The organism is Methylocystis sp. SC2 (assembly GCF_000304315.1).
GTDB lineage: Bacteria > Pseudomonadota > Alphaproteobacteria > Rhizobiales > Beijerinckiaceae > Methylocystis.
In genome coordinates, this window is record NC_018485.1 from 1,888,742 (window position 1) to 1,914,950 (window position 26,209).

At 61.3% G+C, this 26,209-nt stretch carries 30 protein-coding genes; 21 read left to right on the plus strand and 9 right to left on the minus strand.

The annotated features are described in order from the left end of the window. Window positions 1–79 precede the first annotated feature (79 nt). Window positions 80–1,384, plus strand: coding sequence for a HEPN/Toprim-associated domain-containing protein (locus tag BN69_RS09130; RefSeq protein ID WP_041926896.1), 1,305 nt, complete (start codon window positions 80–82; stop codon window positions 1,382–1,384). A gap of 204 nt (window positions 1,385–1,588) precedes the next feature. After that, window positions 1,589–2,377: a hypothetical protein gene (locus BN69_RS09135; RefSeq protein WP_244434897.1), complete on the plus strand. Its 789-nt coding sequence runs from the start codon at window positions 1,589–1,591 to the stop codon at window positions 2,375–2,377. 62 nt (window positions 2,378–2,439) lie between these two features. Here the strand turns inward: BN69_RS09135 and BN69_RS09140 are convergent, their stop codons facing one another. Next, window positions 2,440–2,802, minus strand: a complete 363-nt coding sequence (locus BN69_RS09140) for a TIR domain-containing protein (protein WP_014891310.1) — start codon at window positions 2,800–2,802, stop codon at window positions 2,440–2,442. Between the two features lie 167 nt (window positions 2,803–2,969). Between BN69_RS09140 and BN69_RS09145 the strand changes: the two genes are divergently transcribed. The 4 genes from BN69_RS09145 (at window position 2,970) to BN69_RS09160 (ending at window position 8,865) form a co-directional block, all read left to right on the plus strand. Further along, window positions 2,970–4,187 (plus strand): hypothetical protein, encoded by a 1,218-nt coding sequence (locus tag BN69_RS09145; RefSeq protein ID WP_014891311.1) that lies wholly within the window; start codon window positions 2,970–2,972, stop codon window positions 4,185–4,187. Between the two features lie 161 nt (window positions 4,188–4,348). Next, window positions 4,349–6,478: a ParB/RepB/Spo0J family partition protein gene (locus BN69_RS09150; protein ID WP_014891312.1), complete on the plus strand. Its 2,130-nt coding sequence runs from the start codon at window positions 4,349–4,351 to the stop codon at window positions 6,476–6,478. Between the two features lie 70 nt (window positions 6,479–6,548). After that, complete coding sequence (locus BN69_RS09155) at window positions 6,549–7,589, plus strand: DUF7146 domain-containing protein (protein WP_014891313.1); 1,041 nt, start codon at window positions 6,549–6,551, stop codon at window positions 7,587–7,589. Window positions 7,590–7,926: 337 nt separating this feature from the next. Beyond that, window positions 7,927–8,865 carry a DUF2493 domain-containing protein gene (locus BN69_RS09160; RefSeq protein ID WP_014891314.1) on the plus strand — a complete coding sequence of 313 codons (939 nt, stop codon included), beginning with the start codon at window positions 7,927–7,929 and terminating at the stop codon, window positions 8,863–8,865. Window positions 8,866–8,938: 73 nt separating this feature from the next. Here BN69_RS09160 and BN69_RS09165 read toward each other — a convergent pair whose 3' ends face one another. Next, window positions 8,939–9,646 (minus strand): superoxide dismutase, encoded by a 708-nt coding sequence (locus BN69_RS09165; protein WP_014891315.1) that lies wholly within the window; start codon window positions 9,644–9,646, stop codon window positions 8,939–8,941. A gap of 236 nt (window positions 9,647–9,882) precedes the next feature. On the opposite strand from BN69_RS09165, the gene BN69_RS18770 reads away from it, so the two are divergent. Next, window positions 9,883–10,191, plus strand: coding sequence for a TonB-dependent receptor plug domain-containing protein (locus BN69_RS18770; RefSeq protein WP_041927268.1), 309 nt, complete (start codon window positions 9,883–9,885; stop codon window positions 10,189–10,191). A gap of 174 nt (window positions 10,192–10,365) precedes the next feature. Further along, on the plus strand, window positions 10,366–10,866 hold the full coding sequence (locus tag BN69_RS09175) for a hypothetical protein (RefSeq protein WP_014891317.1): 501 nt from the start codon (window positions 10,366–10,368) through the stop codon (window positions 10,864–10,866). A gap of 132 nt (window positions 10,867–10,998) precedes the next feature. On the opposite strand, the gene BN69_RS09180 is transcribed toward BN69_RS09175, so the two are convergent. Continuing rightward, window positions 10,999–11,349, minus strand: a complete 351-nt coding sequence (locus BN69_RS09180) for a hypothetical protein (RefSeq protein WP_014891318.1) — start codon at window positions 11,347–11,349, stop codon at window positions 10,999–11,001. Window positions 11,350–11,401: 52 nt separating this feature from the next. Here BN69_RS09180 and BN69_RS09185 point away from each other — a divergent pair, with 52 nt between their 5' ends. Beyond that, entirely contained in the window at window positions 11,402–11,725 is a 324-nt protein-coding gene (locus tag BN69_RS09185; RefSeq protein ID WP_014891319.1) for a DUF736 domain-containing protein, read from the plus strand. A 145-nt stretch (window positions 11,726–11,870) separates the two neighbouring features. Here the strand turns inward: BN69_RS09185 and BN69_RS20055 are convergent, their stop codons facing one another. Continuing rightward, window positions 11,871–12,251 carry a helix-turn-helix domain-containing protein gene (locus BN69_RS20055; protein WP_014891320.1) on the minus strand — a complete coding sequence of 127 codons (381 nt, stop codon included), beginning with the start codon at window positions 12,249–12,251 and terminating at the stop codon, window positions 11,871–11,873. Between the two features lie 294 nt (window positions 12,252–12,545). Between BN69_RS20055 and BN69_RS09195 the strand changes: the two genes are divergently transcribed. The 5 genes from BN69_RS09195 (at window position 12,546) to BN69_RS09210 (ending at window position 15,183) form a co-directional block, all read left to right on the plus strand. Then, the gene (locus tag BN69_RS09195) at window positions 12,546–12,815 is read left to right on the plus strand and encodes a DNA -binding domain-containing protein (protein WP_014891322.1); all 270 of its coding nucleotides are present in this window, start codon (window positions 12,546–12,548) and stop codon (window positions 12,813–12,815) included. A 246-nt stretch (window positions 12,816–13,061) separates the two neighbouring features. Further along, window positions 13,062–13,277 (plus strand): transcriptional regulator domain-containing protein, encoded by a 216-nt coding sequence (locus tag BN69_RS19800; protein WP_244434898.1) that lies wholly within the window; start codon window positions 13,062–13,064, stop codon window positions 13,275–13,277. Window positions 13,278–13,401: 124 nt separating this feature from the next. Continuing rightward, entirely contained in the window at window positions 13,402–13,803 is a 402-nt protein-coding gene (locus BN69_RS19805) for a DUF2285 domain-containing protein (RefSeq protein WP_244434899.1), read from the plus strand. A 158-nt stretch (window positions 13,804–13,961) separates the two neighbouring features. Then, window positions 13,962–14,246, plus strand: coding sequence for a helix-turn-helix transcriptional regulator (locus tag BN69_RS09205; protein WP_014891325.1), 285 nt, complete (start codon window positions 13,962–13,964; stop codon window positions 14,244–14,246). A gap of 13 nt (window positions 14,247–14,259) precedes the next feature. Continuing rightward, window positions 14,260–15,183 carry a replication initiator protein A gene (locus BN69_RS09210; RefSeq protein ID WP_014891326.1) on the plus strand — a complete coding sequence of 308 codons (924 nt, stop codon included), beginning with the start codon at window positions 14,260–14,262 and terminating at the stop codon, window positions 15,181–15,183. A gap of 113 nt (window positions 15,184–15,296) precedes the next feature. Here BN69_RS09210 and BN69_RS09215 read toward each other — a convergent pair whose 3' ends face one another. Continuing rightward, window positions 15,297–15,569: a hypothetical protein gene (locus BN69_RS09215; protein WP_014891327.1), complete on the minus strand. Its 273-nt coding sequence runs from the start codon at window positions 15,567–15,569 to the stop codon at window positions 15,297–15,299. Between the two features lie 35 nt (window positions 15,570–15,604). Here BN69_RS09215 and BN69_RS09220 point away from each other — a divergent pair, with 35 nt between their 5' ends. The 7 genes from BN69_RS09220 (at window position 15,605) to acpS (ending at window position 22,414) form a co-directional block, all read left to right on the plus strand. Continuing rightward, window positions 15,605–16,069: a DUF2840 domain-containing protein gene (locus tag BN69_RS09220; protein ID WP_014891328.1), complete on the plus strand. Its 465-nt coding sequence runs from the start codon at window positions 15,605–15,607 to the stop codon at window positions 16,067–16,069. Window positions 16,070–16,071: 2 nt separating this feature from the next. Further along, entirely contained in the window at window positions 16,072–16,575 is a 504-nt protein-coding gene (locus BN69_RS09225; protein WP_014891329.1) for a S26 family signal peptidase, read from the plus strand. A 125-nt stretch (window positions 16,576–16,700) separates the two neighbouring features. Next, on the plus strand, window positions 16,701–17,423 hold the full coding sequence (locus BN69_RS09230; protein ID WP_148277242.1) for a lytic transglycosylase domain-containing protein: 723 nt from the start codon (window positions 16,701–16,703) through the stop codon (window positions 17,421–17,423). A gap of 238 nt (window positions 17,424–17,661) precedes the next feature. Further along, a complete protein-coding gene (locus BN69_RS09235) occupies window positions 17,662–19,410 on the plus strand; it encodes a relaxase/mobilization nuclease domain-containing protein (protein WP_014891331.1) in 1,749 nt (582 codons plus the stop codon). Between the two features lie 107 nt (window positions 19,411–19,517). Next, window positions 19,518–21,521 carry a conjugal transfer protein TraG gene (locus tag BN69_RS09240; RefSeq protein WP_014891332.1) on the plus strand — a complete coding sequence of 668 codons (2,004 nt, stop codon included), beginning with the start codon at window positions 19,518–19,520 and terminating at the stop codon, window positions 21,519–21,521. Between the two features lie 9 nt (window positions 21,522–21,530). Further along, entirely contained in the window at window positions 21,531–21,968 is a 438-nt protein-coding gene (locus tag BN69_RS09245; protein ID WP_014891333.1) for a ribbon-helix-helix domain-containing protein, read from the plus strand. Between the two features lie 29 nt (window positions 21,969–21,997). Beyond that, a complete protein-coding gene (gene acpS, locus BN69_RS09250) occupies window positions 21,998–22,414 on the plus strand; it encodes a holo-ACP synthase (RefSeq protein WP_014891334.1) in 417 nt (138 codons plus the stop codon). Here acpS and BN69_RS09255 read toward each other — a convergent pair. Genes BN69_RS09255 through BN69_RS09270 form a run of 4 tightly spaced genes read right to left on the minus strand, consistent with a single transcriptional unit; the run spans window position 22,390 to window position 26,205 of the window. Continuing rightward, complete coding sequence (locus BN69_RS09255; RefSeq protein WP_014891335.1) at window positions 22,390–23,304, minus strand: nucleoside triphosphate pyrophosphohydrolase family protein; 915 nt, start codon at window positions 23,302–23,304, stop codon at window positions 22,390–22,392. The two genes, acpS and BN69_RS09255, sit on opposite strands and share 25 nt — an antisense overlap. 18 nt (window positions 23,305–23,322) lie before the next feature. Further along, on the minus strand, window positions 23,323–24,483 hold the full coding sequence (locus BN69_RS09260; RefSeq protein ID WP_244434900.1) for a nucleotide kinase domain-containing protein: 1,161 nt from the start codon (window positions 24,481–24,483) through the stop codon (window positions 23,323–23,325). Next, window positions 24,480–25,331 carry a thymidylate synthase gene (locus tag BN69_RS09265; protein ID WP_051013440.1) on the minus strand — a complete coding sequence of 284 codons (852 nt, stop codon included), beginning with the start codon at window positions 25,329–25,331 and terminating at the stop codon, window positions 24,480–24,482. The genes BN69_RS09260 and BN69_RS09265 overlap by 4 nt, the downstream gene beginning before the upstream one ends. Then, complete coding sequence (locus tag BN69_RS09270) at window positions 25,324–26,205, minus strand: ImmA/IrrE family metallo-endopeptidase (RefSeq protein WP_014891338.1); 882 nt, start codon at window positions 26,203–26,205, stop codon at window positions 25,324–25,326. Before BN69_RS09270 ends, BN69_RS09265 begins: the two co-directional genes overlap by 8 nt. Between the last annotated feature and the right edge of the window lie 4 nt (window positions 26,206–26,209).

The following is a 26,209-nucleotide window of genomic DNA, read 5'->3' on the forward strand; positions in this document are numbered from 1 at the left end:
GCGGTGGAGATCGTGCGGCTGTGGGAGGCTTCCCCCAGAGAGGGGCTGGCCGAGGCCGAGAATTCATGGGGGCTGATTTTTGGGTACTGAGATCACATTAGATGTTGGCAGCGTATCCCTCACCTATAGCAAGAATTTCTGTGGGATTGATCACGGCTCATTGTTCCAGGAACAGGATCGCAAGCGTGTTCGTGGGAAGCAGATCGACTATGATTATTTTGAGGAAACGGGAAAAAGTCCCGTGGCCATGGAGATGGCTCTCTCGCGTCCGTTGAAGGATGTCGTTCCCAGGCTCCAGTTGCTCGGCTTCTCGCTTGAACGGGTGAAGCGGGAATATGAGCGCACGGCAGAGGCATGGCGCGAGGAGCGGCGGTCTTTGGCCGACGATGAGCAAGAGCCCTTGCCGGACCTAATGAGCTTCGACGAATTTCGCCAGTTCGTGACACGGCATCCGCTCCGTAGTTTAGACGAAACGTTCGTCTCGGGTACTGGTAAAGCAAACGAGGCAAGTGTTCGCGGACGCTTCAACAACGAGGGGATCACCGCTCGACTCCCTCGCTATTCGCCTTTCGATTTCCAGGCATACTCGGAGCGAACCTATTTTGGCGAGCTTGTGAACATCATGCATCCATACTCGGTTATGCGCTTGCTAGCGGAATGCAAGGCGAACGAGGACGACGAGGTTATCTGGCACTATGGACCGCTGGTGGATGCAGGCTGGGCGAACGAAAGTGATTTCGTGCCGAACGCGCGGCGAACCGAGACCTTCCTGGTCGCCACTGAGGGGAGTTCGGACGCGCATATCCTTAAGCACGCATTTGGATTGCTTCGACCAGAGATCGCGGATTTCTTCCGGTTCATCGACGTTAGCGAAAGCCATCCATTTCCGGGCACCGGCAACCTGCTCAAGTTTGCGGAAGGGCTCGCGAAAATCGACGTGCACAATCAGGTTGTCTTCCTGTTCGACAATGACGCGGAGGGCTTTGATGCCCATCGGCGGCTCTCCAACCGCCTCCTGCCGGTCAACATGCGTGCCATCATGCTGCCTGAACTGGATCGGTTTCGCGCCTTTCGGGCGCGTGGACCTGAGGGGGTAAGCGAAACGGACATCAATCGACGGGCGGCGGCAATTGAATGCTATCTGGACCTCGACGCCGGAGGATTTCCCCCCGCGCAGGTGCTTTGGACCAATTACAAGAGGGAAGTGAAGGCCTACCAAGGCTCCTTGGAGCACAAGGAGTCCTACATCAAAGAATTCTTGAGGCAGACACCCGATACGCTGTCGGCAGGCTCTTACGACGCGAGCAAGATCAACACAGCGCTCGACGCCCTCGTATCCGAGTGCAGTTCCATCGCAGCAGCCACGCGGAACCCTACCGCGTAGATCGGTTCGATTCGCGTGATGGCGGTTCCAGTGAGTGGAGATACCCGAACGAAAATTGCAACGGATTGCAAGGCTAATGTTAAAAATTTCTCGTTCTCACCGAGCATATCATTACACCAATCACCATACCAAACCTGAGCCGTGACGATGCTATTCTTTGAAAATGAATGGAGGTTCGAGAGCCCCGGTAGCATTGAGCGAGACGTGGAAGCTGGCTTCCTCGATCTGATCAATCGCATCTGTGGTCAGGGCAATCGCCAAAACATCTTAGAACATTTCAAATCGCATTTCTCCGCTGCGGCAGGCCGTCCCCACCACGTCAGCAGCAATGCGAGTTGGGCGGCGAGTGATTTGGAAACAGAGATGAGCTACGCCGCCACCAATGCGCCGCTCTTCATTGAAGCTTTTTACAGCGCCTGCGAGGAGCTACAGCAGAGGCCAGACATCGCCCTGCCGGATATCGGCAGGATCAACCGCATTCTTTCCGATGCTGGTGCTGGGTATCAGATCGACCCACCGAATCTTGTCGCTACTCGTGTACACATTCCGATCGCGGTGCCGGAGCAGCCGCCCTCGCTCGACGTGCAGGCCCAAACCCTGATTGATGAAGCCCTTCGAGCCTCTGAGCGCGCTCTTGCTGAAGGAAATGGTCGGCAGGCAGTGCAGGAAGTCGTGTGGCTTCTGGAGACGATCGCCACTGCGTTTCGGAGCCCCGATATTTTCGACGGCAGCATTCAGGGGCGATATTTCAACAAGATCGTCCCTGAGTTGCGTCAGCGAGGGCGCGGGCATCAGGAACAAATTTTCGGGTGGATGATGACGCTGCACGGCTATCTATCTTCGCCGACCGGAGGCGGTGTCCGCCACGGCGTCGACCTGAAAGAGGGGCTGGCGCTTCAACTCCACGAGGCGCGGCTCTATTGCAATCTCATTCGCAGCTATCTGACCTTCCTGATCGCTGAGCATGAGCGGTTGAGCCGAGGCGGGGCTTGACCTCGCGGAGCCTCTCAGGAAGTTGCAACGCGCTGCAGCGAGGGTGCGGGCGTACCTCGCTATCACGCGCTCTTCATCACCTTGTTGAAATCTATGTCGTAGCCCGCCTCGTCCAGCTCCTTCGCAAGCTGCATCTTCCATGCGCCCGCGCTGTCCCATTTGACATAGGCGACGCCCACGTAGTCGGTCGCCATTTCGATATCGTCCTTGAGTAGGGCGCACACTTTGTCCCGACCGAGGCGTCCGACGAAGTATCCCAACTCAAGGATGACGTTCTGACGGGTGCGCGGCTTGTCCTCGGTTGTGTTCTTAGCGCGGCCCACGTCATCTGGGGTGAGAAGAACCACCGCGAAGCCGACGTTGCCGTGCTTGATAAGCCTCTCGGGGATCGTCATGCCCCCGTTGGCCTTCTCGTGAAAGATCACCGCCTCTGCGATCGAACGCCAGTTCTCTGTTGCCCCGCGTCAGTTTCCACGAATGCGGGCCTTCTTGGATATCGGTATTCATCGATAAAGTGAGAGTTCGGCCGGTTTTCCGTGACGGGATGGCAGGCGCGAGAGAGGCTCGCGTTGCCCGTCGTGGAGTCTTGGTTATGAACATCGATGTTGCGAGCACCGCGGCTGCGGGCGCGGGTTCGGCCGGGTTTGCCGACGAGAGCGGTTTCAAGGTGGATCTGTCACGCGGTCAGCGTATCGGCCGCGTGTCGTCGGAATGGTTTTCCCGTCCCGATGACGAGCGGTTTTTGTCCCTGTCGGAACTGTTCGTCGCCGTTCGCGGCCGCTCGGAGCGCAGCCGCACGCGGATGGTGGAGAGCGCCGAGATCCAGGTGGAGGCGCGCGGCGCCAACGCCGAGCACCTGACGCTGGCCTTGCCGGGTTCGGACGTTCCGGTCGCGCCGACGCACTGGTCCTTCGGGCAGCTTTGCAGTCTGGTCGGCGCGCCGTCGAGCTATTTGCGCGATCTCCCAGCGCCGCTCGCTGGCGTCAATCTCCAGCATGGCCTGCTGTCGCATCGTGCCGAGTTGATCAAAACGCTCGAAGCCGAGGGCGACAGGGCGGAGCTGCGCGCCGTCACCGGTCCCGATTATGGTCGTATCTGGGACCATGAACTCGTCGCCGCCGTGATGAAGATCGCGGGGAACGGAACGGGCGACACGCGCTGGAAAGTTCCTGGCGTCCTCGACTGGGCGACTATGACCCACAATCCCTTTGTCGACGTCTCCAAGGAGACGACGACGCTTTACGCCAGTGATCGCGACGTCTTTCTGTTTCTCGTCGACGATACGCATCCGATCGAGGCCGGCCGTCTGCCGAACGGCGATCCAGATGTGTTTTTTCGCGGCTTTTACTGCTGGAACAGCGAGGTCGGCTCGAAAACGCTCGGCATCGCCTCCTTCTATCTTCGTGCGGTGTGCATGAACCGGAGCCTTTGGGGCGTCGAAGGTTTTGAAGAGATCAGCATCCGGCACAGTAAATTCGCGGCGCAGCGCTTCGCCCATGAGGCGACGCCAGCGCTGACGAACTTCGCGCGTTCCTCGCCAGCGCCTTTCATCGCAGGCGTCAGAGCGGCGCGCGAACGCATCGTCGCCCGCAAGGACGAGGAACGGGAGGCGTTTCTGCGTAAGCGCGGGTTCAGCAAAGCCGAAACGGCCAAAGTGATCGCGACGGTTCTGAATGAAGAAGGCCGACCGCCGGAAAGCATCTTCGACTTCGTGCAGGGCATCACCGCGATCGCCCGCGCCAAGCCGCATCAGGATGCGCGCCTCGAGATCGAGGGCAAGGCCAAAGCGTTGTTGGAGCGCGCCGCCTGATCATCGTGACGCAATGACGCCGAGACCACGGTTCTCTGGCGCTGCGCCTTCCTCCTCTTATTTTTCGGCGTCGCCCTCAGAGTAAGAGGGCGGCGCTGCGCTTCGTGACGGGTTTCAGGTCGAGAGAAAGGCTTTCGGCCGCTCGTCGTGGAGTAACTTCCATGGCCAAGACGGTTCAGAAAATCCAGTTGAGCGCCTCGCGCGATATCCCCTTCAACAAGCTGGTGCTGTCGCAATCCAATGTGCGGCGCATCAAGGCTGGCGTTTCGATCGAGGAACTTGCGGAAGACATCGCCCGCCGCACGTTGTTGCAGAGCATCACCGTGCGGCCGGTGCTCGATGAGAACGGCGCCGAAACCGGCATGTTTGAAATCCCCGCTGGGGGACGGCGCTATCGTGCGCTGGAATTGCTGGTGAAGCAGAAGCGCCTGGCTCGCAATGCGCCGATCCCCTGCGTCGTGCGCACCGAGGGAACGCCGGAGGAGGACAGTCTTGCCGAGAATGTCCAGCGCGCCCCTTTGCATCCGCTTGATCAATTCCGGGCTTTTCTGGCGCTGCGCGAAAAAGGTCAGAGCGAAGAGGAGATCGCGGCCGCGTTTTTCGTCAGCGTCAATGTGGTCAAGCAACGGCTGCGACTTGCGTCCGTCTCGCCGAAACTGCTCGACATCTACGCCGAAGACGGCATGACGCTCGACCAGCTCATGGGTTTCACCGTCAGTTCGGACCACGAACGCCAAGAGGAAGTCTGGGAGGCGATCCAGCGCTCCTACAACAAGGAAGCCTATCAAATCCGCCGGCTTCTGACCGAGGGCGCCGTGCGCGCCAGCGACAAGCGGGCGCAATATGTCGGCGAAGATTACATCGCGGCCGGCGGCGCCGTCATGCGCGATTTGTTCCAGAACGACGACGGCGGCTGGCTGCAGGACGTTGGGCTGCTGGACCGGCTGGTCGCGGAAAAACTCGAACGCGACGCGCAAGCCATCCGCGCCGAGGGCTGGAAATGGGTCGAGGTCGCGACCGATTTTCCTTACGGCCATACATACGGCCTGCGGCACACCTCGGGAGAGCGCCAACCTCTGACGGACGAAGAAACCGCGACGCTCGACGCTTTGCGCGCCGAGGCCGAGCAGCTTGAAGAAGCCCACGCCGATGCGGACGAGATTCCCGAGGAAGTCGATCAGCGCCTCGGCGAGATCGAGACCGCGATCGCCGCGATCGAGGAGCGGCCGGTCAGCTACGATCCCGTCGAGATCGCCCGGGCGGGCGCGTTCGTCAGCATCGATGGTTCGGGCCGGCTGCGCGTCGAGCGCGGCTATGGCCGCCCCGAGGACGAAGTGTCGCTCACTGAAAGGGACGTTCCCGATCAGGAGAATGAGAACGAGATGAGCGCCTCGCCCTCATCAGCATTAGCCGCTTCCAAGGCTGTCGCGCCGAAGGGTGGCGCGGTTCAATCCGAGCCGGCGGAAGACGAGGACGTAGGTCTGCGGCCTCTGCCCGACAAATTGCACACCGAACTTACCGCCTATCGCACGCTGGCGCTGCGTGAAGCGGTGGGCAATGATCCCGGCGTCGCCTTTCGCGCGGCGCTGCATGTTCTCTGCCTGAAACTGTTCTACCATTACGGCTCCGACTCCTGTCTGGAGATCGAGCCGAAATCGGTTGCCTTCGGCGCGCAAGCCCCGGGACTTGGCGATACGCCGCTCGCTACTAAAGTCGACACGCGTCATCACGACTGGTCGCAGCAGCTTCCCGCCGATGCCGGCGATCTGTGGGACGCTTTGACGACCTTCGACGCCGGGACGCAGCAACGCCTCTTCGCCCATTGCATCTCGCTTACCGTCAACGCCGTGCATGAAGCCTGGAGCCGCCGGCCAAGGGCCATCGCTCACGCTGACCGTCTCGCACATGTCCTGTCGCTCGACATCGCCGCGACCGGCTGGACGCCGACCGTCGATAATTTCTTCGGGCGCGTGACCAAGGCGCGAATCATTGAAGCCGTGCGCGAGGCCAAGGGCGCCGAACAGGCGAAGCGCATCGAGCAGTTGAAGAAAGGAGAGCTGGCGCGGGAGGCCGAACAGATGCTCGCCGGTTCCGGATGGCTGCCCGAACCGCTGCGCACGCCGGGTCGCGCGCTGCATGGATCGGAGACGGCGAGTGTCTCAGACCATGCCGAAAGCACCGTCGAAGAAACGGCGGCGATAGAGCACGAAACGGCTATCGACGAAATCGTCGATGAAAGCGATGCTGGCGATGCGTCGGCGGACGAACCCCAGAACGTTGCCGCCGAATAGACCTCCCCGAGGCCGACCACGAGGGACTCGCCAGCCATGGCGGGTCCCTTTCGCTTTGGAGGGCGTACATTTGTCCAGCCCAGCATCAGAACTGGCGCACCGTCTCGCGCGCGAGGCCGAGGCGGTGTGCCGCCATTATCTCTCCAACGGCCGCCGCCACGGCAACTATTGGCTTGTCGGCGATGCGCGAAACACGCCCGGCCGCAGCCTGTTCGTTCGCTTGAGCGGGCCCGAAAGCGGCAAGGGCGCCGCGGGAAATTGGGTTGACGCCGCCTTGGGCGAACATGGCGATCTGCTCGATATTATCCGCAAGGCGTGTCGCCTCGACGACTTCCGGGATGTGGTCATTGAGGCCCGGCGCTTTCTCAGCCTGCCGCAAACGACGCCGGGTTCGGTCCACCCCCGAATTCAGGCAATCACGCCCATAGGGTCGCCTGAATCGGCGCGCCGCCTGTTCGCTATGTCGCAGCCGATCGCGGGCACTCTTGCCGAGGCGTATTTGCGCCATCGCGGCATTGCGGCGTTGCATGAGACCGCGAACCTGCGCTTCCATCCGCGCTGCTACTTCCGGCCCGACAATCGCTCGGCCGTTGAGACCTGGCCCGCGATCATCGCCGCCGTCACTGATCTCGACGGCAAATTCACTGGCGCGCATCGCACCTGGCTCGACCCGGCCCGCCACGACAAGGCGCCAATCGAGACGCCAAGGCGGGCGATGGGCAGTCTCCTTGGCCACGGCGTCAGATTCGGCATGGCGCGTGACGTCATGGCGGCTGGCGAAGGCATCGAATCCGTGCTGTCGCTTCGCTGCGTCATGCCCGCCATGCCGATGATGGCGGCGCTATCGTCCGCGCATCTCGCCGCCATCCTGTTTCCTGCATCGCTGCATCGTCTCTACATTCTTCGCGACAACGATGCGGCGGGCGACAATGCGTCGGCGATCCTGGTCGAGCGTGCAATCGCCGCCGGGATCGAGGCGATTATCCTGTCGCCGGCTTTTGACGACTTCAACGACGATCTTCGCCACCTCGGCGTCAACGAGTTGCGAACGGCGATCGGGGTTCAGATTGCGCCGGAAGACGTCGCCCGCTTCATGAGACTCCCGGCGTAAGCCGATAGCGACAAGATAGCCCGCGCGGATTCATGTCGGACTGGTCGCGTCGGCTCGGCGCGCTTTCCAAAATTGTCGGAGAGGACCGCGTCCCCGGCCTTCATAGAGGGCGACCTTTGCGGCAAGCGGTCCGAGCGCGCAATGGCTGCGGGCCGACTATTTTCCGTCGCGCCCTTGCGGGCGCTTTACAGCGCGAAACAAAATAGCCGGCCCTTCGCCATCCTTCGCTTTGCTTCGGCCCTTCGCGGCGCTTCGGATGCCAGCCCGGCCCACTCGCCGCCTTTCGTCGCCATGAAGGCCGCGAGGGGCGCGGTCGATCCGACGAAGGAATGCGCAAATGACGACCGACCGCGACAACCCAAGCTTCGAGCCACCGCAGTCTTCATCCCCGACCGATCGCGTTCTCGCCGAACTCCAGCTATACGGCCATCGTCCCTTCCAGGACGAACCCGACCCGAGGCCGCTTCCGCTCGCCCAAACGATCGCTGGCGCCGTCGCCGACATCTTCGACGCCCTCGTCGCCACCTTGGGCGACACCCGCCTCGAACCCGATCTTGAAGAGTTGCTCTGGTCTACCGTCAATCTTTTTCACCGCGCTATTGCCCGCATCGAGCGCGAACTCGACGACAATGAGCAGTCGCAGCGGCGCGGTCAGAAGGAACAGGACGGCTCGGAAATCCGCTCGGTGGAACTGGAGCGCCTCATCGCCGAAGGACAGACGCTCATCGAGCGGCGTGACAGCATGGAGCTGTTCCGCGATCACGCCGCCGACCAATTCGAGCGCCATGCTGGCTCAGCCTGGCGTCCGCGCTCAGGCTCCAAGGTCAACCATCGCGCGCTGACCTCGGCGATGATCGACAGCCGGGATTTTCTCGCCGCCAAACGAAAGTCCGAAAACGATGTTTTGCTCCCTATCGGACCAAAGGTAGCCTTCACCGGTGGGCTCGATTTCAACGATCATCGCGCGATCTGGGATCGGCTCGACAAAGCGCTGGCCAAGCACCCCGACATGGTGCTGCTGCATGGCGGCAGCTCCCGAGGCGCCGAGCGCATCGCCGCCTGCTGGGCCGACAATCGCAAGATCGCTCAGATCGCCTTCAAACCGGACTGGGCGCGTCACACCAAGGCGGCGCCGTTCAAGCGCAACGACCAAATGCTCGAAACCTTGCCGATCGGCGTGATCGTCTTCCCGGGCTCCGGCATCTCCGCCAACCTCGCCGACAAGGCGCGGAAGTTCGGCATTCCCCTGTGGAAATTCGAAGAGGGCGGCGCGTAAACGCCGCCAACTGCATCGCTGGTGGAGAGATGTGATGCGTGACGTGAGCGCTTATTCTATTCGAATTTCCACGTCATGCCTTACTGTAGCGCTCATATAGACGGTCGGCGTTGGACCAGTTGATTGCAGACATTATGGTCTTCACATAGTCGCCCGCCTTTGCGCCGAAATCCATCTGATAGGCGTGTTCGAACATGTCGAGGACGAGCACCGGATCGCCGCCGGCGATGATTTGGGTGTGATCGTTCGCCCAGGAATTAACGAGCCGCTTGCCATGCTTGTCATAGGCGAGAACGACCCAGCCGGAACCGCCGCCGAGCGCCTTGCCTATGCCCACGAATTCGGAGCGCCAGCGGTCGAACGAGCCAAAGTCGCGTTCGATGGCGTCGTTGAGCGCCACGCCCGGCTTGTTCGCCTCGCCGAGGCCGGCGAAATAGACTTCATGCAGGATCATGGAATTGGTCGCGATCAGCTCCTCGCGCTTGAGGCCGTTTATCTGAAAGCCCGGCGCCTTGTCGAAATCGAGCCCCGCCAACTGTTCGGCGATCGCGTTCAATCGCTTGACGGCGCCGACGTAGTTGTTTTCGTAATGCGAGACGAGAATTTTCTCGGACAGACCTTTGATTTTCTGAGGATCGAAAGGCATCGGCGCGGCGACGTGAACCGCGCTCTTGCGCGTCGGTGCGGCCTTGTCTTCCGCCCGCGCCGTGTTTGCCGCGAGCGCCGCGCCAGCCGTTGCGACGGCGCCAATGAAATATCTTCGGTCGATGTCTTGCGTCATGTTCAGCCTCCTTGAGTTGTCGATAAATTCCGCGCGCTTACCTTTACGGAGTGCGCGCCTTCTCCCGCTTTGCGGTCGAAATCGTTGCGACGACGCGCGCCGGCTTCGAAGAGGGCGGCGCGGAAACGCCGCCCCGCAGCTTGGCAATTTCGACGAGCCCGCGTTGGACCTGCGGCGCCTTCCACTATCTTATACTTTTCAGGTCATTCGCGAATGGCCGACAGAAGGACGATAAAATGTCCAGCTTGAAGATCGTGTCCACTGCGGCGGCGCTTCTGATAGTGGCGACCGGGGCGCTCGCCGATCCTCTTCAACGAGGCGTCAAGTCGAGGAAGACGCATACATCTTCGCCGGCGGCGCAACCCACGGACAATGACGGCTATTACGTACCGTATGTCGTGGGCGTTGACGGCAAGAAATATCCGATCATGGAAATTCCCGGAAGCGTCACGGTCATCCCCCGGCAACTCATGGACGATCAGCAAGCGACGACGCTCGGCGACGCCTTGAGAAATGTTTCAGGCGTCACAGTCCGCGGCCGCTGACACGGCGCCAATTCAAGGCTTGCGAGTCCTTTGTCGCGCTGTGGCCTGCACTTCATCCATGGTCGGATTGGGGCGCACCGCGGATTCCCTTTCCGTCAAAATCAGCTATTCTCTCGCTCGCGCCATGGCGGAGGTGGAGGCGCGACCGTTCGACTTTTGTCACGGAGAACCGCCATGCTCGCCTTCGGCATTGTGTTCAACCTTATCGGCCTCGGCTTCTTTTGTTGGCTGCTGTTCGCGCTTGCGGTTCACGCCTTGCCGGTTTTCGTCGGCGTCACGGTTGGCGCCGCCGCGTTCCATAGCGGCGCGGGCGCCGTCGGGTTCATGCTGGTTGCGCTGGTTTCAGGCGCCGTCTCGCTCTTTGCCGGGCAAATCGCATTTGCGGCGACGCGCTCGCCTCCGCTCCGCGCGGCGATCGCAGCGGTCTTCGCGGCGCCGGCCGCTATCGCCGGCTATCACGTGGCCTTTGGTCTCGCCGACATCGGCGCGTCATCGGCGATTTGGCGAGAAACCTTTGCAGTGATCGGCGCCATCATGGTGGGCGGAACGGCCTGGGCGCGCATCACTCTCTACACCACGACCAACTTCGAACGGCGGCTTGCGGCAGGCCTGGATCATGTCCCCCCGCATGCCGGCGATCAGGAATCGGTGAGTTCGCCGCAACTCTTGTCCTGAACGCAGATCCCGGCGAAATCTCATCCGCGAATGCGACGCCGAAGATTTGCGACGCTCGGCGACGTTTCGACCGGGCGGACCCCTTCGGAGACTCACGAAGAGCGCCGTGACAGGCGTTCGAGTCGTTGTCCGTCAGGAACCCGGCGATTCGCCGCCCCGCCATTTGCTTCCGATTGCTTCTTTTCCTTCGCCTCGAGCGACAAACTTCTTGCGCAGATGTTTGCGCCAGCGCCACTTCTCCTTGTTGACGATGCTGTCCGAACCAACGCGACCATTGCAGCCTCTCTTTTGGCTTGATCTGGCCGAAGGACGGCTGCGCCTCGATCGCCTGAGACGCAACGGCGGAACTGCGACTTTCTTCCCCTGACGCTCGTCGAGCGTCATTCCTCGCGGTACAAGAAACTCGCTTTTCCGCCGTCCTCCGCTCTGCTTCGGCCCGCCGGCGGGTGCGTCGCCGATCGCCTTCGTCCTGTTGATCGCCATCGAGGCCGCGATGGGCGCGGGCTCGAAGACAGCAGATCACAGGAGAACTATCATGGCGAACATCGGCTCCTTCAAAAAGTCCGGCAACGAGTTCCAGGGCGAGATCGTGACGCTCAGTGTCCAAGCCAGAGGCGTCCGCATCGTCCCTGAAGCTAACCGGACCAACGACAACGCACCGAGCTACCGCGTCTATATCGGTCGAGTCGAGGTGGGCGCCGCGTGGTCGAAGCGTTCGACCGAAGGCCGCGAATATCTCTCGGTCAAACTCGACGATCCGAGCTTCAACGCTCCGATCTACGCCAACCTCTTCGACGACGAAGACGGCGAAGGTTACACCCTCATCTGGTCGCGCGGGCGCAAGGCCAACGGCGACTGAACGAACCGCCGCCAAAGTCCCGTCCGAGACATCGGGCGGGGTTTTCGTTCGCGTGCTGCCTGGCCGCGCCTTTCACGCCCTCCACCTCGCATGATTTTGCGAGGCCACAGAAATATCCAAAAAACATATTCTGCGCGCGCGCCGTTCACTCTCCGCGCATTTTCTGCTTTCGGGACTTCGACGGAGTCTCCGCGCCTCGTTTGCTCGACTTGACTGAACGCTTCTTCTCGCCTGCGCCATCCGCGACCTTGTCGCCGTCGCCCAAGACACCTTCGCCTTTTGCGGCTGAGGATGCGCCAGCGACTCTTGCGGTTCGAGCGGGCTTGCGAAGCAGATCTGCCGCTTCGAGACCGAGTTCCCGAGCCAGCCGATCAACGACGTCGATGCTCGCCGCATAAACACGACGCTCTATCGAACTGATGTAGGTACGATCGATTTCCGCCCGATGGGCGAGTTCCTCCTGTGACAGGTGTTGCGCCTGCCGACATTTCCTCAGGTTGCGCGCCAGAACCTCCCGAATGTCCATGAACGCGAGAGGAACGACTTGTCGAGTATTCTACCACGGAGTATTCTCTACAAACTATCGGCGAGAGGACTGCATTTTGCTTGTTTTCGGCGGCCTCGGCGGCGAGGCCCTCTCCGACTTACATCCCCATCAGCGTCAAAAACGTTGCGGGCGCCGGCCGAGCACAGCCGGACCGATCTCGGACGCCGATTTCGGCAGTGCGTCGACGCATTCAGGCCGCATTTGTTAACTTGCGGCAAACTTTCTGCATAGAATGTCAATCTGCCGGCAAGTCGTTTGAGGAATGCTAAATCCGTGGACCCTGAAAATTCCCATCCGATCGCCGACGTCGCTCCTTCCGACGAGCATGTCACCGACTACGACCGCGTTCATTTCAAGGTTTACTTGAGGATGCTGGACGCAGCCAAGGAAGGAGCGGCATGGGAGGAAGTTTCAAGCATTCTGCTCGGCATCGACCCGCTTCGCGAACCCGTCCGAGCCAAGCGCGCGTATGAGACACATCTTGCTCGGGCGCGATGGCTGGCGAAGGACGGGTATAAGGATTTACTGGCAGGTCCCGCCTGACAGTTTTCAGACGAAGCGCTCCTTTGGGGCCAGGAGCGCTTCAAGGCACGCACCGTTGCTTGTCCCCACTCTCAGCGCCACGGCGTGACCGATGGCAATCTTCGAAATTTCTCTCTGCGTCAAATGTGCGGCAATCGGACGCCTGATCCCGGCATGACGTTATGCCTGCCAAAAAATCCAGCGCCGCGGGTTATCGACAAGATTTTCTCGATACTGAAGCTCGGCCACTCCTTCGCGAGAAAATCCATGATTGATGCGGATTGGCGCTCTCCGGGCGCGTATGACTATTTGGACAATTTGAACTGGCCCTCCATCGCTTGGGAATGTTTGCGGCGCGACAAAGAATATCACGCCGACTTCGCCAACTCTCGATTTCGAGCCGCTGTGGACTCCGGCGTTGCCGGCGCGCAGCGGCGCTGGGGGTTGCGATTTCGCCGTAGACCCCACGCTCGGCGCGAATGAAGCTGATATTTTCTGGCTTCCCGAAGCGCGCGCGAGCGCCGTCATTCTTGTGCCAAGTCCAACAAAGGCCGGCGAGTTGAGATTCTCGCCGTCAGATTGGCCAGGCCTGCATACGCGGCTGCGCGTGAATGACGGCGAGCACCTCATCGTCGGAACAGGACGCAACCAATATCAGCTATGGCTTCCCAACCCGCCGCGCGAAGGAGACCCGCTCGCCGCCGTCATTCCGCACGACAGGATGATGCCACATCGCGCTGAGGCGGCGATGCATTTCTGGCGCTTCACGAGGGGCCACGCGAAGCCGGCCACACCGTTACGCGCCGTCCGCCTCGTCAACACGCTTCGAGCGCTCGACGGCCATTTGAGCGGTGCGTCCTACCGCGTCATCGCCGAATGCCTGTTCGGATCCGCGCGAGTCGACGCCGAGTCTTGGAAATCCTCGTCCGTTCGCGACGCCACAATCCGACTCGTACGCAATGGCGTAGCGCTGATGCGCGGCGGCTATCGCAAATTCCTACGTAAATAATCATCGGATACGACTGCGGCGCCGCTTCGCGCATTCAAGGGGTGGCGAAATTCGCCTCCCCAATCTTCGCCATCCCCCCTGCCGGAATTTCTTCGCCAAAGTGATCGACGACAGCCGCCGATGTTCGGCGGCGCGCCTCGACTCGCCAAGGCTCGCCGATGTCCGCCGCCATGACCGATCTGCCGCCACGCTTTCTGCGCACGCCCGAAGCCGCGCGTTTCCTGGGGCTCTCCGGCCGAACTCTGGAAAAACACCGCACCTACGGCACGGGGCCGCTCTACTCGAAACTTGGCGGCCGCGTCGTCTATCGACTTGAGGATTTGCAGGCCTGGGCGGCGCGCGGCGCCAAAGCCTCGACCTCCGATCCGGGGGTCGGAACGGTGCTGCCGGCGAGACGCCAAGCGCCGAATGGCGCCGCCGCCACGCTTCCCGATCGCCGTTGAACGGACATCGATCATGTCCACGACACGGCGCCCCAGCGGCGAACTCGTTAAGCTCAGCCCGTTTCGCTGCGTCCCGGCCGATATCGCGCCGCGCGACGTGCAGGACCTCATGGCCTATCCGTTCTTCAGCCTCGCCAAATCACCACGCGTCACCCCGATCGACTTCCGCATGGGAGAGCTGAGCATTCGCGTCGACGCGACGCCCGAATATGGCATGGCGACGATCTGGGACGCCGACATATTGATCTGGGCCGCCTCGCAGATCATCGCGGCGCGCAACGGGGGCCGTGACACCTCTCGTCTGATGCTGGCGACCCCGCGCGAAATCCTCACCTTCATCGACCGCGGAACATCGGCGCGGGATTACCATCGCTTCCGTGCGGCCCTGGATCGCCTGCAGTCCACGACGATCGAGACCTCGATCCGCCAGCCGGCGGAACGATGGACGCGCCGCTTCTCCTGGATCAACGAGTGGAAAGAGCGGACCGACGCGAGCGGTCGCCCGCTTGGCGTCGAACTCGTTCTGACCGACTGGTTCTATCGCGCGGTGCTCGACAACGACCTCGTGCTGTCGATCGACCGGGCGTATTTCGCGCTGACCGGCGGCCTCGAACGCTGGCTCTATCGCATCGTGCGCAAGCACGGCGGGCGTCAGAAGGGCGGCTGGTCCTTCGAGCTCGACCATCTTCACCTCAAATCCGCAAGTCTGTCGCCGTTCAAACGCTTTGCTTTCGAATTGCGCGACATCGTTCGACGCCAGCCCTTGCCCGGCTATGCGTTGACGATCGAGCGCAATTCTCGAGGACACGAGTGTCTGATGTTCAAGCCGGCGGAGAGCGGCGCGCAGACAGAAATGCGCATCGAGCCCGCCACGAAATCACGCAGCCCAAAATCCACGGGCCGGAAGCCTGTGGATAACTCTGTGGATAAGCTGTGAAAACGCGCGTGCTATCAGGAACTCCCGCCACGTGCCATCAGGAACCCTTGGCGCGTGCTATCGGGAACCAAAATCACTCACAACTCTTTCTATTCGAGCGCAAAACGGCGCGCCTAACTTGTACTAACAGTGAATCTAACTTTATTGCGCGCCCATCCGGCGAATTCCGGTGTCTTGGACAGCGATTTGAGCTTTTCAAACTGACGCTGAATCTCCTGACACGACACTCGGCTTCGCAAAAAGAATGCGCCAGCGTGATTGGCGTCAGCTTCCGCATTCGCGCCATCACCCTCAAGGCAAAATCGTTCAAGCGGATCGATAGCGCCGCATCCGAAGGCTGTCGGATTGTCGCTGACATGCAGCGCGCATTGTTCGATCGGCAACACCCGCGGGTCCAAACTCCCGTTAAGGGAGGCGCGTCATGAGCGCGCTAACGGAGGTCGAACTCTATTTCCTGAAAGGCAAGATCGAGCGCTGGATTCGTTTCGGAACGCCGATCAGTGAACGCACGCTCGACCGCCGCCGACGCATCTCGACCTTCGCGCCGGATTCGATTTTCGCCTTCATGCGCTGGGCGTCGAACGGCCATGGGACGCTGGTTTCCCGCATCGACATCTTACGCGCCTGCCATGTCGGCGAACCCTGTTCGACCGTTCCCGGCGTCAGGCCCGGCGCTGAAATTCTGCTGCGATCGGTCGGCTGGGATAAAGTCCAGCGCGTCTTGAGAGCGATCGACGCCGTCGAGGCGCTCGGCTTCGCGCCGCAGGAAATCTGTCCCGATCACTGGCGTCACGTTCACAACCGATTGGCCGCCGGCCTGTCGCCTCGCCCCTATTCGCGCGAGCGCCATCGCGCCTGGCTACTTCGCTCAAAGATTGAAGTCTAACCATGAAAATCTTCCCCCTCATGTTCCTTTCCTGCGGCGCGCTCGCGTCGACTTCCTTCGTTCACCGCGAGCCGCTCGTCGTCTGGAACGCGTCGGCCAGCGTGCCGATCGGCCTCTATGCCGTGCAGCCGATCGGCGATTTGGCCGTCACCGACCTTGTCGTCGCCCGGCCGCCAGCGCCGCTCGCCGACTGGCTCACCGAACGCCATTATCTCCCCAAAGGCGCGCCGCTGATCAAACGGGTGGCGGCATTGCCCGGTCAAAAAATATGCCGCGACGGGCTCGCGGTCAGCGTCGATGGAATCGTCATGACGCAGGCGCGCGAACAGGATCACGCCGACCGACCGCTGCCCGTTTGGAGTGGGTGCTTTGTTCTCCTTCCCGGCGAGGCCTTTCTCCTCAACTGGAACGAAGCGGCGTCTCTCGACGGACGGTATTTTGGCGCGTTTCCGATCGAAGGCGTCGTGGGGCGCGCCGCGCCTCTCTGGACGAGGGAGGACGATTGATGATCGTTTTCTCGATCGCTTTCCTGCGGCTCGATGCCCATGGCGTGGGTCGTAAACGCGCGACCCGGGCAGCAGTGAGCGCCGCTCTGTTTTACACCACGGCCGTGTTGCCGGCGCATTCCGAGATGCTCGGGCTTCGCGCAGCGACAACCGCTCGATCGCCAAGAAGCGTCGTCGCAAACGCCATCCAGGAGGCGTCTCGACGATTTCATGTTCCGCCCGATTGGATACGCGCCGTCATGCGCGCCGAAAGCAATGGCGACGCCAAATCCGTCTCCGAAAAAGGCGCGATTGGCCTTATGCAGGTTATGCCGAAGACATATGCTGAGCTGCAGGCCAAACTCAGTCTTGGTCCCGATCCATTCGATCCGCACGACAATATCGTGGCGGGCGCCGCCTATCTTGCCGAGATGTTCGACCGCTACGGTGAGATAGGAGTTCTCGCCGCCTATAACGCCGGTCCACGGCGCTACGAGGATCATCTTCTTCGCGGCCGACCGCTGCCCACCGAGACCACGGACTATGTCGCGCGACTGGCGCCCGAGCTCGGCTTCGCCTGCATTCCGGCTGCGGCAATTTCGGCGCCGCCTTATGCGCTTCGTGCGCCGATGTTCGTCACGCTGGCGGCGCCGAAAATGGCGCGAGAGGCGACCGCGGACGGAGGCGCCAACCGCGTTCGGAGGAGTCAAAAAGCTGCCCTTCATCCTCTCTTTCCGGCGCCGCGCGACGACAAAATATTTGCACGCGAACCGCATTCGGACAGCGCTTCGCGAACTCTATCGCCTGCGGATTCTCTGCAGACCGCCGGCGTTTTTGTTGCCCGCACGAGGATGCAATTGCCCGAATGACCAGTTTCGTATTCTATCGCATGGTAGCGCAGTCTCTCGCGCCTTTGCGCGAGGGGACCGCTAAGGGCGCGACAGCGACCGAAGGATTGCAAGATACAAGGCGCGGCACTGCCGCCGCGCGAGCCCTTGCTGCGCAGGGCTTTCGTGCGTGCCGGTCGGATGGGCGACGTGCCATCACAGCAGCAATCTTTCGGCATCCCATCAAAACTGGTGACACTCATCGAAAAGCGAAAGTGTCGTGAGCGACGGTGGCGACGATCTGCGCGTTCGTCCGGGACGCATTCGCCAAAGCCGAAGCGGGCGTGCGCCCAAAAGCTTTGTCGGTCAGGTACTGAAGGCCGCGAACAAGGCTGGGGGCGTCGGCGCGCGAGGCCGCCTTGGGCGCGCGCGGGCTTCCACCTTTGGCCGAGGCCGTGGGCGTGCAATTGCCGCCGAGCGTGGGCTCCTGTCGAGCGCCCGCCGCGTCATCGTTAAGGCTCGCGTCGTGCGCCACAAGGGGCACGCCTTTCGAACGGCGCCGCTCGCGACGCATGTCGCCTACTTGAGGCGAGAAGGCGTCACTCGCGACGAGCAGAAGGCGCGCCTGTTCGGTGCCGGCACCAACACACCGGACCCCGCCGCTTTCGTCGAACGCTGCACGGACGACCGCCATCATTTTCGGTTCATCGTCAGCCCGGAAGACGCGACCGAATTGGAAGACCTTCGCGCCTTCACTCGCGACCTCATGCGCGAAGCCGAGCGCGATCTTGGGACCAAGCTGGACTGGGTCGGCGTCGATCATTGGAACACTGATAATCCGCACATCCATGTCCTTGTTCGCGGCAAGGCAGACGACGGCCACGATCTCGTGATCTCGCGCGACTACATTTCCAGCGGCATGCGAGTGCGGGCCGAACATCTCGTCAGCCTGGAGCTGGGACCGAAGTCCGAGCTCCAAATGTACGCAGACCTCGCCCGAGAAGTCGACGCCGAAAGATGGACGCGGCTCGACCGCGCGATCGCGGCCAGTGCCGATGAGGATGGCGTCATCGACCTGCGCCCGGCCGCGAACCAATCCAATCCGGAGCTTCAATCGCTCAAGATCGGCCGCCTGCAAAGGCTGACGCGGCTCGGTCTCGCTACCTCCATCGGGCCTGCGCAATGGATACTCGCGGAGCCGGCTGAGACTACCTTGCGCGATCTTGGCCTGCGTGGCGACATCATCAAGACCATGCATCGCGCTCTGACCGAGGCGCGGATCGAGAGAAGCATGGCGGAGTTCGCAATCCATCGCGAGGCTGAGGACGCGCCAATCGTCGGTCGGCTTATCGCACGCGGCCTCTCCGACGAGCTGACCGAGAAGGCTTACGCCATCGTCGATGGCGCGGACGGCCGCATCCATCATCTGACCTTTCCCAATGTGGAAGCGACGAGCGACGCCGCGCCCGGCGGCATCGTCGAACTGCGGCGCTATGCCGACGCCAGGGGCGTAGAGCGCGTCGCACTCGCCGTACGGTCCGACTTGTCCCTGGCCGACCAGGTCAAGGCGGAGGGCGCGACGTGGCTTGATCGACGACTTGTCGAACGCATGGAAACGCCGATCGCCCATGCCGGCTTTGGGCAGGAGGTGCGCGAAGCTCTCTCCGCGCGGATCGAACATCTTGCCGGCGCCGGTCTCGCAAGCCGCCAAGGACAGCGCGTCACTTTCGCGCGCGATCTCCTTGCGACGCTGCGGCGGCGCGAACTCGATGCCGTCGGCGCAAAACTCGCCAGCGAGACGGGACAGTCCTATCGACCCACGACCTCGGACGCCAATGTGGCTGGCGTCTACCGTCAGAGACTGTCGCTCGCCTCCGGCCGCTTCGCCATGATCGATGACGGCCTCGGCTTTCAACTCGTCCCCTGGTCGCCGTCGCTGGAGCCTAAGCGCGGTCAGCATATCTCCGGCGTCATGTCGCCCGGCGGCGTCGACTGGAGTTTTGGCAGGAAACGTGGTCTCGGGATTTGAACAGCCGGGCGGACCGCACCAGTCTTCGCGCGCGAGCCCGCGATATTCTTCGATCCCGCGCACGCGCCTCTTGCGTTTTGCCCCGCGCCGTCCCGATCTTTCGCACGATGTACGCAACGAAGATCCTTTGGGGCCAGATCGTCATCGTCCTGTCGATCGTCCTGATCGCGATCTGGCTCGCGACGCAGTGGACCGCCTGGCGTCTCGGATTTCAGCCAGAGCTGGGAGCGCCGTGGTTCGCGCTGTCCCGCGATCTTCCGATCTACCCACCGCCAATTTTCTTCATGTGGTGGTATCAGTTCGACGCCTATGCGCCGGAGGTTTTCCTTGAAGGGGCGGGTATCGCGACCTCGGGGGCTTTTGTCGCCATCGCCACGGCAATCGGCCTTTCCGTCCATCGCGCTCGCGAAGCGAAATACGCGACGACCTATGGCTCTGCCCGCTGGGCGGATGTGACCGACATTCGCCGCGGCGGCTTACTGGGTCCGGACGGCGTCGTGCTCGGGAAGTTCGCCGATAGCTATCTGCGCCATGACGGGCCGGAGCATGTGCTCTGTTTCGCGCCGACGCGCTCCGGCAAGGGCGTCGGTCTCGTCGTGCCGAGCCTCCTTGCCTGGTCCGGCTCGGCCATCGTCCACGACATCAAGGGCGAGAACTGGTCCCTGACGTCGGGTTGGCGCGCGCGCTTCGGCAGCGTCCTCCTCTTCGATCCGACCAACCCGGACAGCGCCGGCTACAACCCGCTGCTCGAAGTCCGGCGCGGCGACGCCGAAGTGCGCGACGTGCAAAATGTCGCCGACATCCTCGTTGACCCGGAGGGCGCCCTCGAGCGGCGTAATCATTGGGAGAAGACCAGCCACTCTCTTCTCGTCGGTGCGATCCTGCATGTCCTCTATGCCGAAGAAGACAAAACCCTCTCTGGCGTCGCCAACTTTCTCTCCGATCCGGAGCGCCCGATAGAAACGACGCTCAGCGCCATGATGACGACAAAACATCTGGGCGAGAGTCCGCATCCGGTCATCGCCTCGGCCGCCCGCGAGCTTCTCAACAAGAGCGAAAACGAGCGCTCCGGCGTCCTCTCTACCGCTATGTCGTTTCTGGGGCTCTACCGGGATCCCGTCGTGGCCAGGGTCACCTCGCGCTGCGACTGGCGCATCGCCGATCTGGTTTCGAGCCAAGGCCCGACGACGCTCTATCTCGTCGTGCCCCCTTCCGACATCAGCCGCACCAAGCCCTTGGTGAGGCTGATTCTCAACCAGATTGGACGCCGGTTGACGGAGGAGCTTGACGGACGATCCACCCGGCGTCGGCTCCTGCTCATGCTCGACGAGTTCCCGGCGCTCGGCCGGCTGGACTTCTTTGAGTCAGCGCTCGCCTTCATGGCGGGCTATGGGCTCAAGGCGTTTCTCATCGCCCAATCGCTCAATCAGATCGAGAAAGCCTATGGCGCCAATAACGCGATCCTCGATAACTGCCACGTGCGCGTCGCCTTTGCGACCAACGACGAACGAACCGCGAAGCGGGTTTCGGACGCGCTCGGCACCGCCACCGAAATGCGCGCGATGAAAAACTACGCCGGCCATCGTCTTTCGCCCTGGCTCGGTCACCTGATGGTCTCGCGGCAGGAGACGGCTCGCCCCCTGCTAACGCCTGGCGAGGTGATGCAGCTTCCGCAGGACGAGGAGATCGTGCTCATTTCGGGCGCGCCGCCGATCCGTGCCCGCAAGGCGCGGTATTTTGAGGATGCGCGATTTAGCGCGCGCATTCTTACGCCGCCGCGTCCATCAGCAGCCGAGCGCCCAGTCGATCGTCCTCTCGAAGAAGACTGGGCGTCGTTGCGTTCAGTTTCCGCACCGCTCCCGGCGAGAGAAGCGCAGGGTTCGACCAAGAGTGAGGAAGAATCTGACACCGCCAATAGCGGAATACGCCGCGAGCCGGCGCTACCGGAACATGAGGCGATCACGCCGGAGATACCTGCGTCACCCACGGAATTCGCCTTCGGCGATACCGAAGCCGACGATGAATCCCTGCAGGTCAAACCCGTCGGCGATCGGATGCGCTCGCTTGCTCGGCAAGCTTCTCTTGATCCCGATGATGGCCTGGAGCTTTGAGGACTGGCGATGAAGGGGCGACTGAATTGCTATTTCGACGCCGCGCTGCTCAAACGCCTTGATGAACTCGCCGCGCGCCGAGGCTTGTCCAAATCCACCATCGTTGAAGCCGCGCTTGCTTCTTTCCTCTCCCCCGACGCCGCCGATCAGCGTGAGGCCGCGATTACACGGCGTCTCGATAAGATGACGCGTGCGATCGAAAGGCTCGAACGCGACGTCGCGATCGGCAATGAAGCGCAAGCGCTTTACATCCGCGCTTGGCTCACGGCGACGCCGCCATTGCCCGAGGCTGCGCAGGCCGCCGCTCAGGCAAAGGCTCGAGAACGCTATGACAGTTTTGTCGAGGCGGTGGGTCGAAGAGTGGCGAGAGGCCAGCGCTTCGCAAAAGAAATCGTAGGCGATATAGAGTCGCGTAATGACAAATCTTCTGAGGCGCACGAGCAGTAGCTCTCTGCCTATAGAGACGGAGAGGACCGATGTGCGCAACGGTGATTGGACATGGAATTGATCTGGTGGAAATCGCGGAGTTGCAGCGTTGGGTCGACGATCCCCGCGACCCACTGATCCCGCGCTGCTTCGTCCAGGCCGAACTCGATGAAATCGGAAAAGGGCTAGATCGAATCGAACGTCTGGCGGGTCGATTCGCCGCCAAGGAGGCAGTGCTCAAAGCGCTGGGCACGGGCTTCGGCGCGGGGGTGGCCTTCACCGATGTGATAATCCACCGCACTCATGGTGCCCCACCAGATGTTCGGCTATTTGGCGGAGCCAAGAAAGCCGCGGCCGAGCGCGGCATCGTGGGGTGGAAGCTAAGTATCAGCCATGCCGGAGGGATGGCTATGGCGAGCGCGCTGGCTCTGGGCAGTGATAATCAAGTCGGTTCCTCAACTACCTGACTAGATTCAGGAGGACCGAGATAATCGATGCGACGGGCGTCGAGATCGACGATGAGTCTACCACCGCGCGTCTCCAATACGGCGCGCCAGACCGCAAATCCTTGCAAGATCGCCTGTTCCCATTCGCCGGTCGTGCGAAGATTGACCTCCAGATGCGATGTCATGTCCTTAATAGTGCGCAGCAGCTGAAAGTCGAGCGTGGTGACTCCGTCAAGCATGTGGTGCCGCTGCGCATAATTGAAGGCTAGTGCGGCCACGCCTTCTTCGATTACACCAGCTCGGCCACCGTCCTCTACTTCATCCGTTAGCGGCCGACTTTTTCGTTTACGCCGCAACAACGCCCTAGTAATCGGCGACCATCCGAGGACGGCAGCGTATGCGAAGTGGAAGATGTCGTGAAATCGATAACCGTCCGAGTCATACGCATTGTCGGTCAACTCGGCACCGAACTGTTTGCCGTCTATTATAACTCGCACACGCTGACGCTCCTCACCCTCGACATCGACCAAATCGACTTCGAACCGGCGTGGCAAACGTTCGCCCTCGGGTAACTCAGCGTCAAAGACAAGCGTCTCAGCGCTGGCGGTTGCCCAGCGGGCCTTGGTCTTGTCCAGGTTCGCAACCGCAATCTCGTCGAGCGTTAAATCAAATTTACTTGCGACATTGGCGACGTACCAGAGTAGGTCGCCGAGTTCCTCACAAACGCGCCCTTTGAACAGCCGATGAGCTTCTCCATCGCGGAGATGCTTCTTGTATTCGCTAAGCAACTGGCCCGTTTCACCGGCAAGGCCTAGCATAGGCACGATCAAAGACAACGCGTCCTCGGCCTGGCTTTGGGCGGGCACCCGATCCGTCCGCAACGCTTCGCGCTGATAGCTGTTGAAATTCACGGCGGCCTCCTCTGGGTACTACTCCGTTCCCGCGCGTTGCGGCGTTGAAGCCCGTATCTTGTCGTTAAGCTTCCATTTCGGCGGATAAAAGAGCTCGATCTGTTTGTGGATTGGCTCGAACTTCTGTTTAATTCGAGTTCGCCCGGTCCTTCCGATAACCTCTGGATGTGCGACACGCGCGTACTTGTCGACTTCGCAGAACAAATTCTGGCAGTCGATAAGTTGCAACCGGCGCCCCCATAGCGATCGGAAATTCAGTCCGAGCCGCTCGAACTCCTGTTCCTGCAAGTCGGCCATCAACCGAATGAGCTCGGGCTCGTTGAGACCGCCAGGATCGGCGAAACATTTGCGTAAACCGTCGCGAGCGCCCGGCCCGGGCACGACGAAGTCCATCTCGCTGAATTCGGTGAGCTCGCTGTAGTTGATGTCGGTGATGAATTGGTAGGCTAGGAAATCGCCGATCGTCGGATAGGCGCGCAGCTTTTCAAACCCTTCCTGCATGGTGCGGGCCTGCCCGATTCGTTCTGGCAATGCGTCCGCCATCATCCGTTCGAGTAGCAGCAGGTGGTTCTGATGCTTCGCCGGCCGGCCGAACGCACTGCTACCGGGCGGCATGATATAGGCCGCCGAATAAATTCGATGACCTGCGCGCATCGCCTGTGAGAGCAGCTCATCATAACGGTCGTAGCGATACGTTTCGAACGTGATCGGACCAGCTGCGTGCTCAAGCAATTCCCAGGTTTCGATCTTGTTAAAGAACTTAAACAGTAGGATACGAAAGAAGACCTCATGTGACGACTTTGGTAGATCCTCCCGATAGATCACATGGCGGATCAAATACTGACTCACGCGATCTGATGCGCGATAGGCATTCGTGAACTTATAAGCTGCAAGCACGGGGTTTTGCGTCCAAGGCCGCGGTTCACCGCGCGCGCGCCGGAAAAATACCGTCTGGCGTTCGGCCGCAAAGCGCCAGTAGCTCTCGTAGACCTCCGAGACTTTCGCCGGCGCAAGATGGCGAAGGATGATCGGCGCGGAGGTTGCCGCAGGCTGTAGGTCCACCGTGCGCGACGCCAAAGGCAAGTCCATCGGCAGCGACACCGATGTGTCGTCGTCGTGTATTTTTGTTGGGCGGACACGCGTTCTTTTCGCCGCCGCCAAAGGAAACTTTTTCCTCAAGACACGGCTCCCGCCATAGCAGGAGCAAGCGGCGCCGGGCTGATTTTTGCGGGCGGAGCCAAAAGCGTTTTGGCCGCGGCCACCAACGGCGCAAAATCACTGTCGCTCTTTGAAATGCGCTCAAGTTTGGCAACGCCCACCATGACGTTCAGACGGGCTAGCGGAAGGCCCATTTCACGAGACATGAAGGCGCCGAGCTGGGCAAGTCCGAGATAATTGCCGTAGGCCTTATCGAATATCTGCTGGGTAGCGTAAAAGGCATTCACGACAAGGCCCGCAGGCGTCGGTTCGAAGCTCACCTGCTGTAAGCAAGGGAACCCCAGTTGCGCGCTTGCGACATGATCGCGCTCGGGATCAAACGTTGTCGCCTGTAGCAACGAGCGGCGCACGCCTACTCGCGAATTGAACTGGGACAAAATCCACTCCAACTGATTGCCGTCGCATGGGCCGCGGCCATACATGACTAGGCGTTCAAAATAGAGGCCTCGACCGTTCGCTTTTTTGTTCATCGCTTGCCAACGCGGGAATGTCGCGCGATAGAGCGCAAATAGACGGGTGCGATCGCCTCGCGACATCTCCCAGAGACGCTGCGGAAATATTGTGAACGCAACGTCGTCGACGATAAGCTTACCTTTGCACTGCAGGAGTTTATCTAGCGACCGACGCACATTTTTGTCCTCGGCGACCGAGCCGTTCTCTCCAAAACCGCTGAGACTGAGGATCATAGGCGCGATCTCGGTACCAGCCCCCTCGAGAACGTGAAGCAACAGCCGGGACCACGCGCGCGACAGATTTGTGTCATCGATGATCACAGGTGCTGGCGCAACCCAAGTTTTCGACTTACTCATCCGGGTCATCCTCTAGATGGCGATATTTTGCGAGGCCCACATATGCTTCTGGCGCGATCCGAACAAAGGACGCCCACGCGCCTGCGTCAGCATTAACCTGTACAATCCCGGGACGGACGGCTCGGAAAAGCCTTCCATTTTCTAGGTCTTTTTCGAATGCGAGGCCGTTACCGGCGACTTCGGTGTCCCGCGGGAGCAGGAGCAGCGTCCTTACCTCCGCGTCGAGCGTCGGCGCAGCGCGATGATGGTCGGCGACAATCAACGGCTCGGGCATGAGCGCGCCGAGGATGTGAAGTCGCATGGCTTTGGGAGCGACGCGCTTCAGAGCAGCAGCCCGTCCTCGCGACAACATGTTCACGCCTGCGGAGAGGTGGGTAAGGAGTGTCGCGTAGCCGACGCCAAACTCGCAGGCGATCGTGAACATTTGCGCCGCCGTCGCGGTCTCTGGTGCCCAGCCGCGCACCGCGAAGGCGCGCCGCAAGCCGATGATCGGCATAAGGACGAAACCCGCGAAGGTGTCAGCGAGGAACTCTTTCGGATCCTCCCAACGTTGCGCCTTCGCGTCCTCGCGCAGTTCATCGATCGACGATCCGTGTCCGAACACATGGTGGCCAAGTTCGTGCGCACAATTGAATGTTCGTCGCGGCAGCGGACGCCGTGCCGAGAGATGAATACGCGGCGATGCGCTGCGCTGGTACATTCCTTCCATGTTGATGTTGTTGAAGCGCACCGTGACACCGAGCGTGTCGCATAGCCCGTATATGCAGATCGGATTAACCTGATCGAGCTTGCCCTTCGCCCTCGTGGCGGCCGCCGCCTGCATGGCCTGCGTCGCCAGCGCGCGACGATTGAAGCCGGGATTGGTGGTCCGCATCACA

Excerpts from the sequence above, each read along its gene's own strand:
- BN69_RS09165 (WP_014891315.1), bottom strand. The coding sequence starts at position 9,646 with ATGACGCAAGACATCGACCGAAGATATTTCATTGGCGCCGTCGCAACG.
- BN69_RS19800 (WP_244434898.1), top strand. The coding sequence starts at position 13,062 with ATGATTGATGCGGATTGGCGCTCTCCGGGCGCGTATGACTATTTGGAC.
- BN69_RS09270 (WP_014891338.1), bottom strand. The coding sequence starts at position 26,205 with ATGCGGACCACCAATCCCGGCTTCAATCGTCGCGCGCTGGCGACGCAG.
- BN69_RS09230 (WP_148277242.1), top strand. The coding sequence starts at position 16,701 with ATGCTCGGGCTTCGCGCAGCGACAACCGCTCGATCGCCAAGAAGCGTC.
- BN69_RS09185 (WP_014891319.1), top strand. The coding sequence starts at position 11,402 with ATGGCGAACATCGGCTCCTTCAAAAAGTCCGGCAACGAGTTCCAGGGC.
- BN69_RS09245 (WP_014891333.1), top strand. The coding sequence starts at position 21,531 with ATGAAGGGGCGACTGAATTGCTATTTCGACGCCGCGCTGCTCAAACGC.
- BN69_RS09205 (WP_014891325.1), top strand. The coding sequence starts at position 13,962 with ATGTCCGCCGCCATGACCGATCTGCCGCCACGCTTTCTGCGCACGCCC.
- BN69_RS09175 (WP_014891317.1), top strand. The coding sequence starts at position 10,366 with ATGCTCGCCTTCGGCATTGTGTTCAACCTTATCGGCCTCGGCTTCTTT.
- BN69_RS09220 (WP_014891328.1), top strand. The coding sequence starts at position 15,605 with ATGAGCGCGCTAACGGAGGTCGAACTCTATTTCCTGAAAGGCAAGATC.
- BN69_RS09180 (WP_014891318.1), bottom strand. The coding sequence starts at position 11,349 with ATGGCGATCAACAGGACGAAGGCGATCGGCGACGCACCCGCCGGCGGG.
- BN69_RS09240 (WP_014891332.1), top strand. The coding sequence starts at position 19,518 with ATGTACGCAACGAAGATCCTTTGGGGCCAGATCGTCATCGTCCTGTCG.
- BN69_RS09225 (WP_014891329.1), top strand. The coding sequence starts at position 16,072 with ATGAAAATCTTCCCCCTCATGTTCCTTTCCTGCGGCGCGCTCGCGTCG.
- BN69_RS20055 (WP_014891320.1), bottom strand. The coding sequence starts at position 12,251 with ATGGACATTCGGGAGGTTCTGGCGCGCAACCTGAGGAAATGTCGGCAG.
- BN69_RS09150 (WP_014891312.1), top strand. The coding sequence starts at position 4,349 with ATGGCCAAGACGGTTCAGAAAATCCAGTTGAGCGCCTCGCGCGATATC.
- BN69_RS09160 (WP_014891314.1), top strand. The coding sequence starts at position 7,927 with ATGACGACCGACCGCGACAACCCAAGCTTCGAGCCACCGCAGTCTTCA.
- BN69_RS18770 (WP_041927268.1), top strand. The coding sequence starts at position 9,883 with ATGTCCAGCTTGAAGATCGTGTCCACTGCGGCGGCGCTTCTGATAGTG.
- BN69_RS09265 (WP_051013440.1), bottom strand. The coding sequence starts at position 25,331 with ATGAGTAAGTCGAAAACTTGGGTTGCGCCAGCACCTGTGATCATCGAT.
- BN69_RS09145 (WP_014891311.1), top strand. The coding sequence starts at position 2,970 with ATGAACATCGATGTTGCGAGCACCGCGGCTGCGGGCGCGGGTTCGGCC.
- acpS (WP_014891334.1), top strand. The coding sequence starts at position 21,998 with ATGTGCGCAACGGTGATTGGACATGGAATTGATCTGGTGGAAATCGCG.
- BN69_RS09210 (WP_014891326.1), top strand. The coding sequence starts at position 14,260 with ATGTCCACGACACGGCGCCCCAGCGGCGAACTCGTTAAGCTCAGCCCG.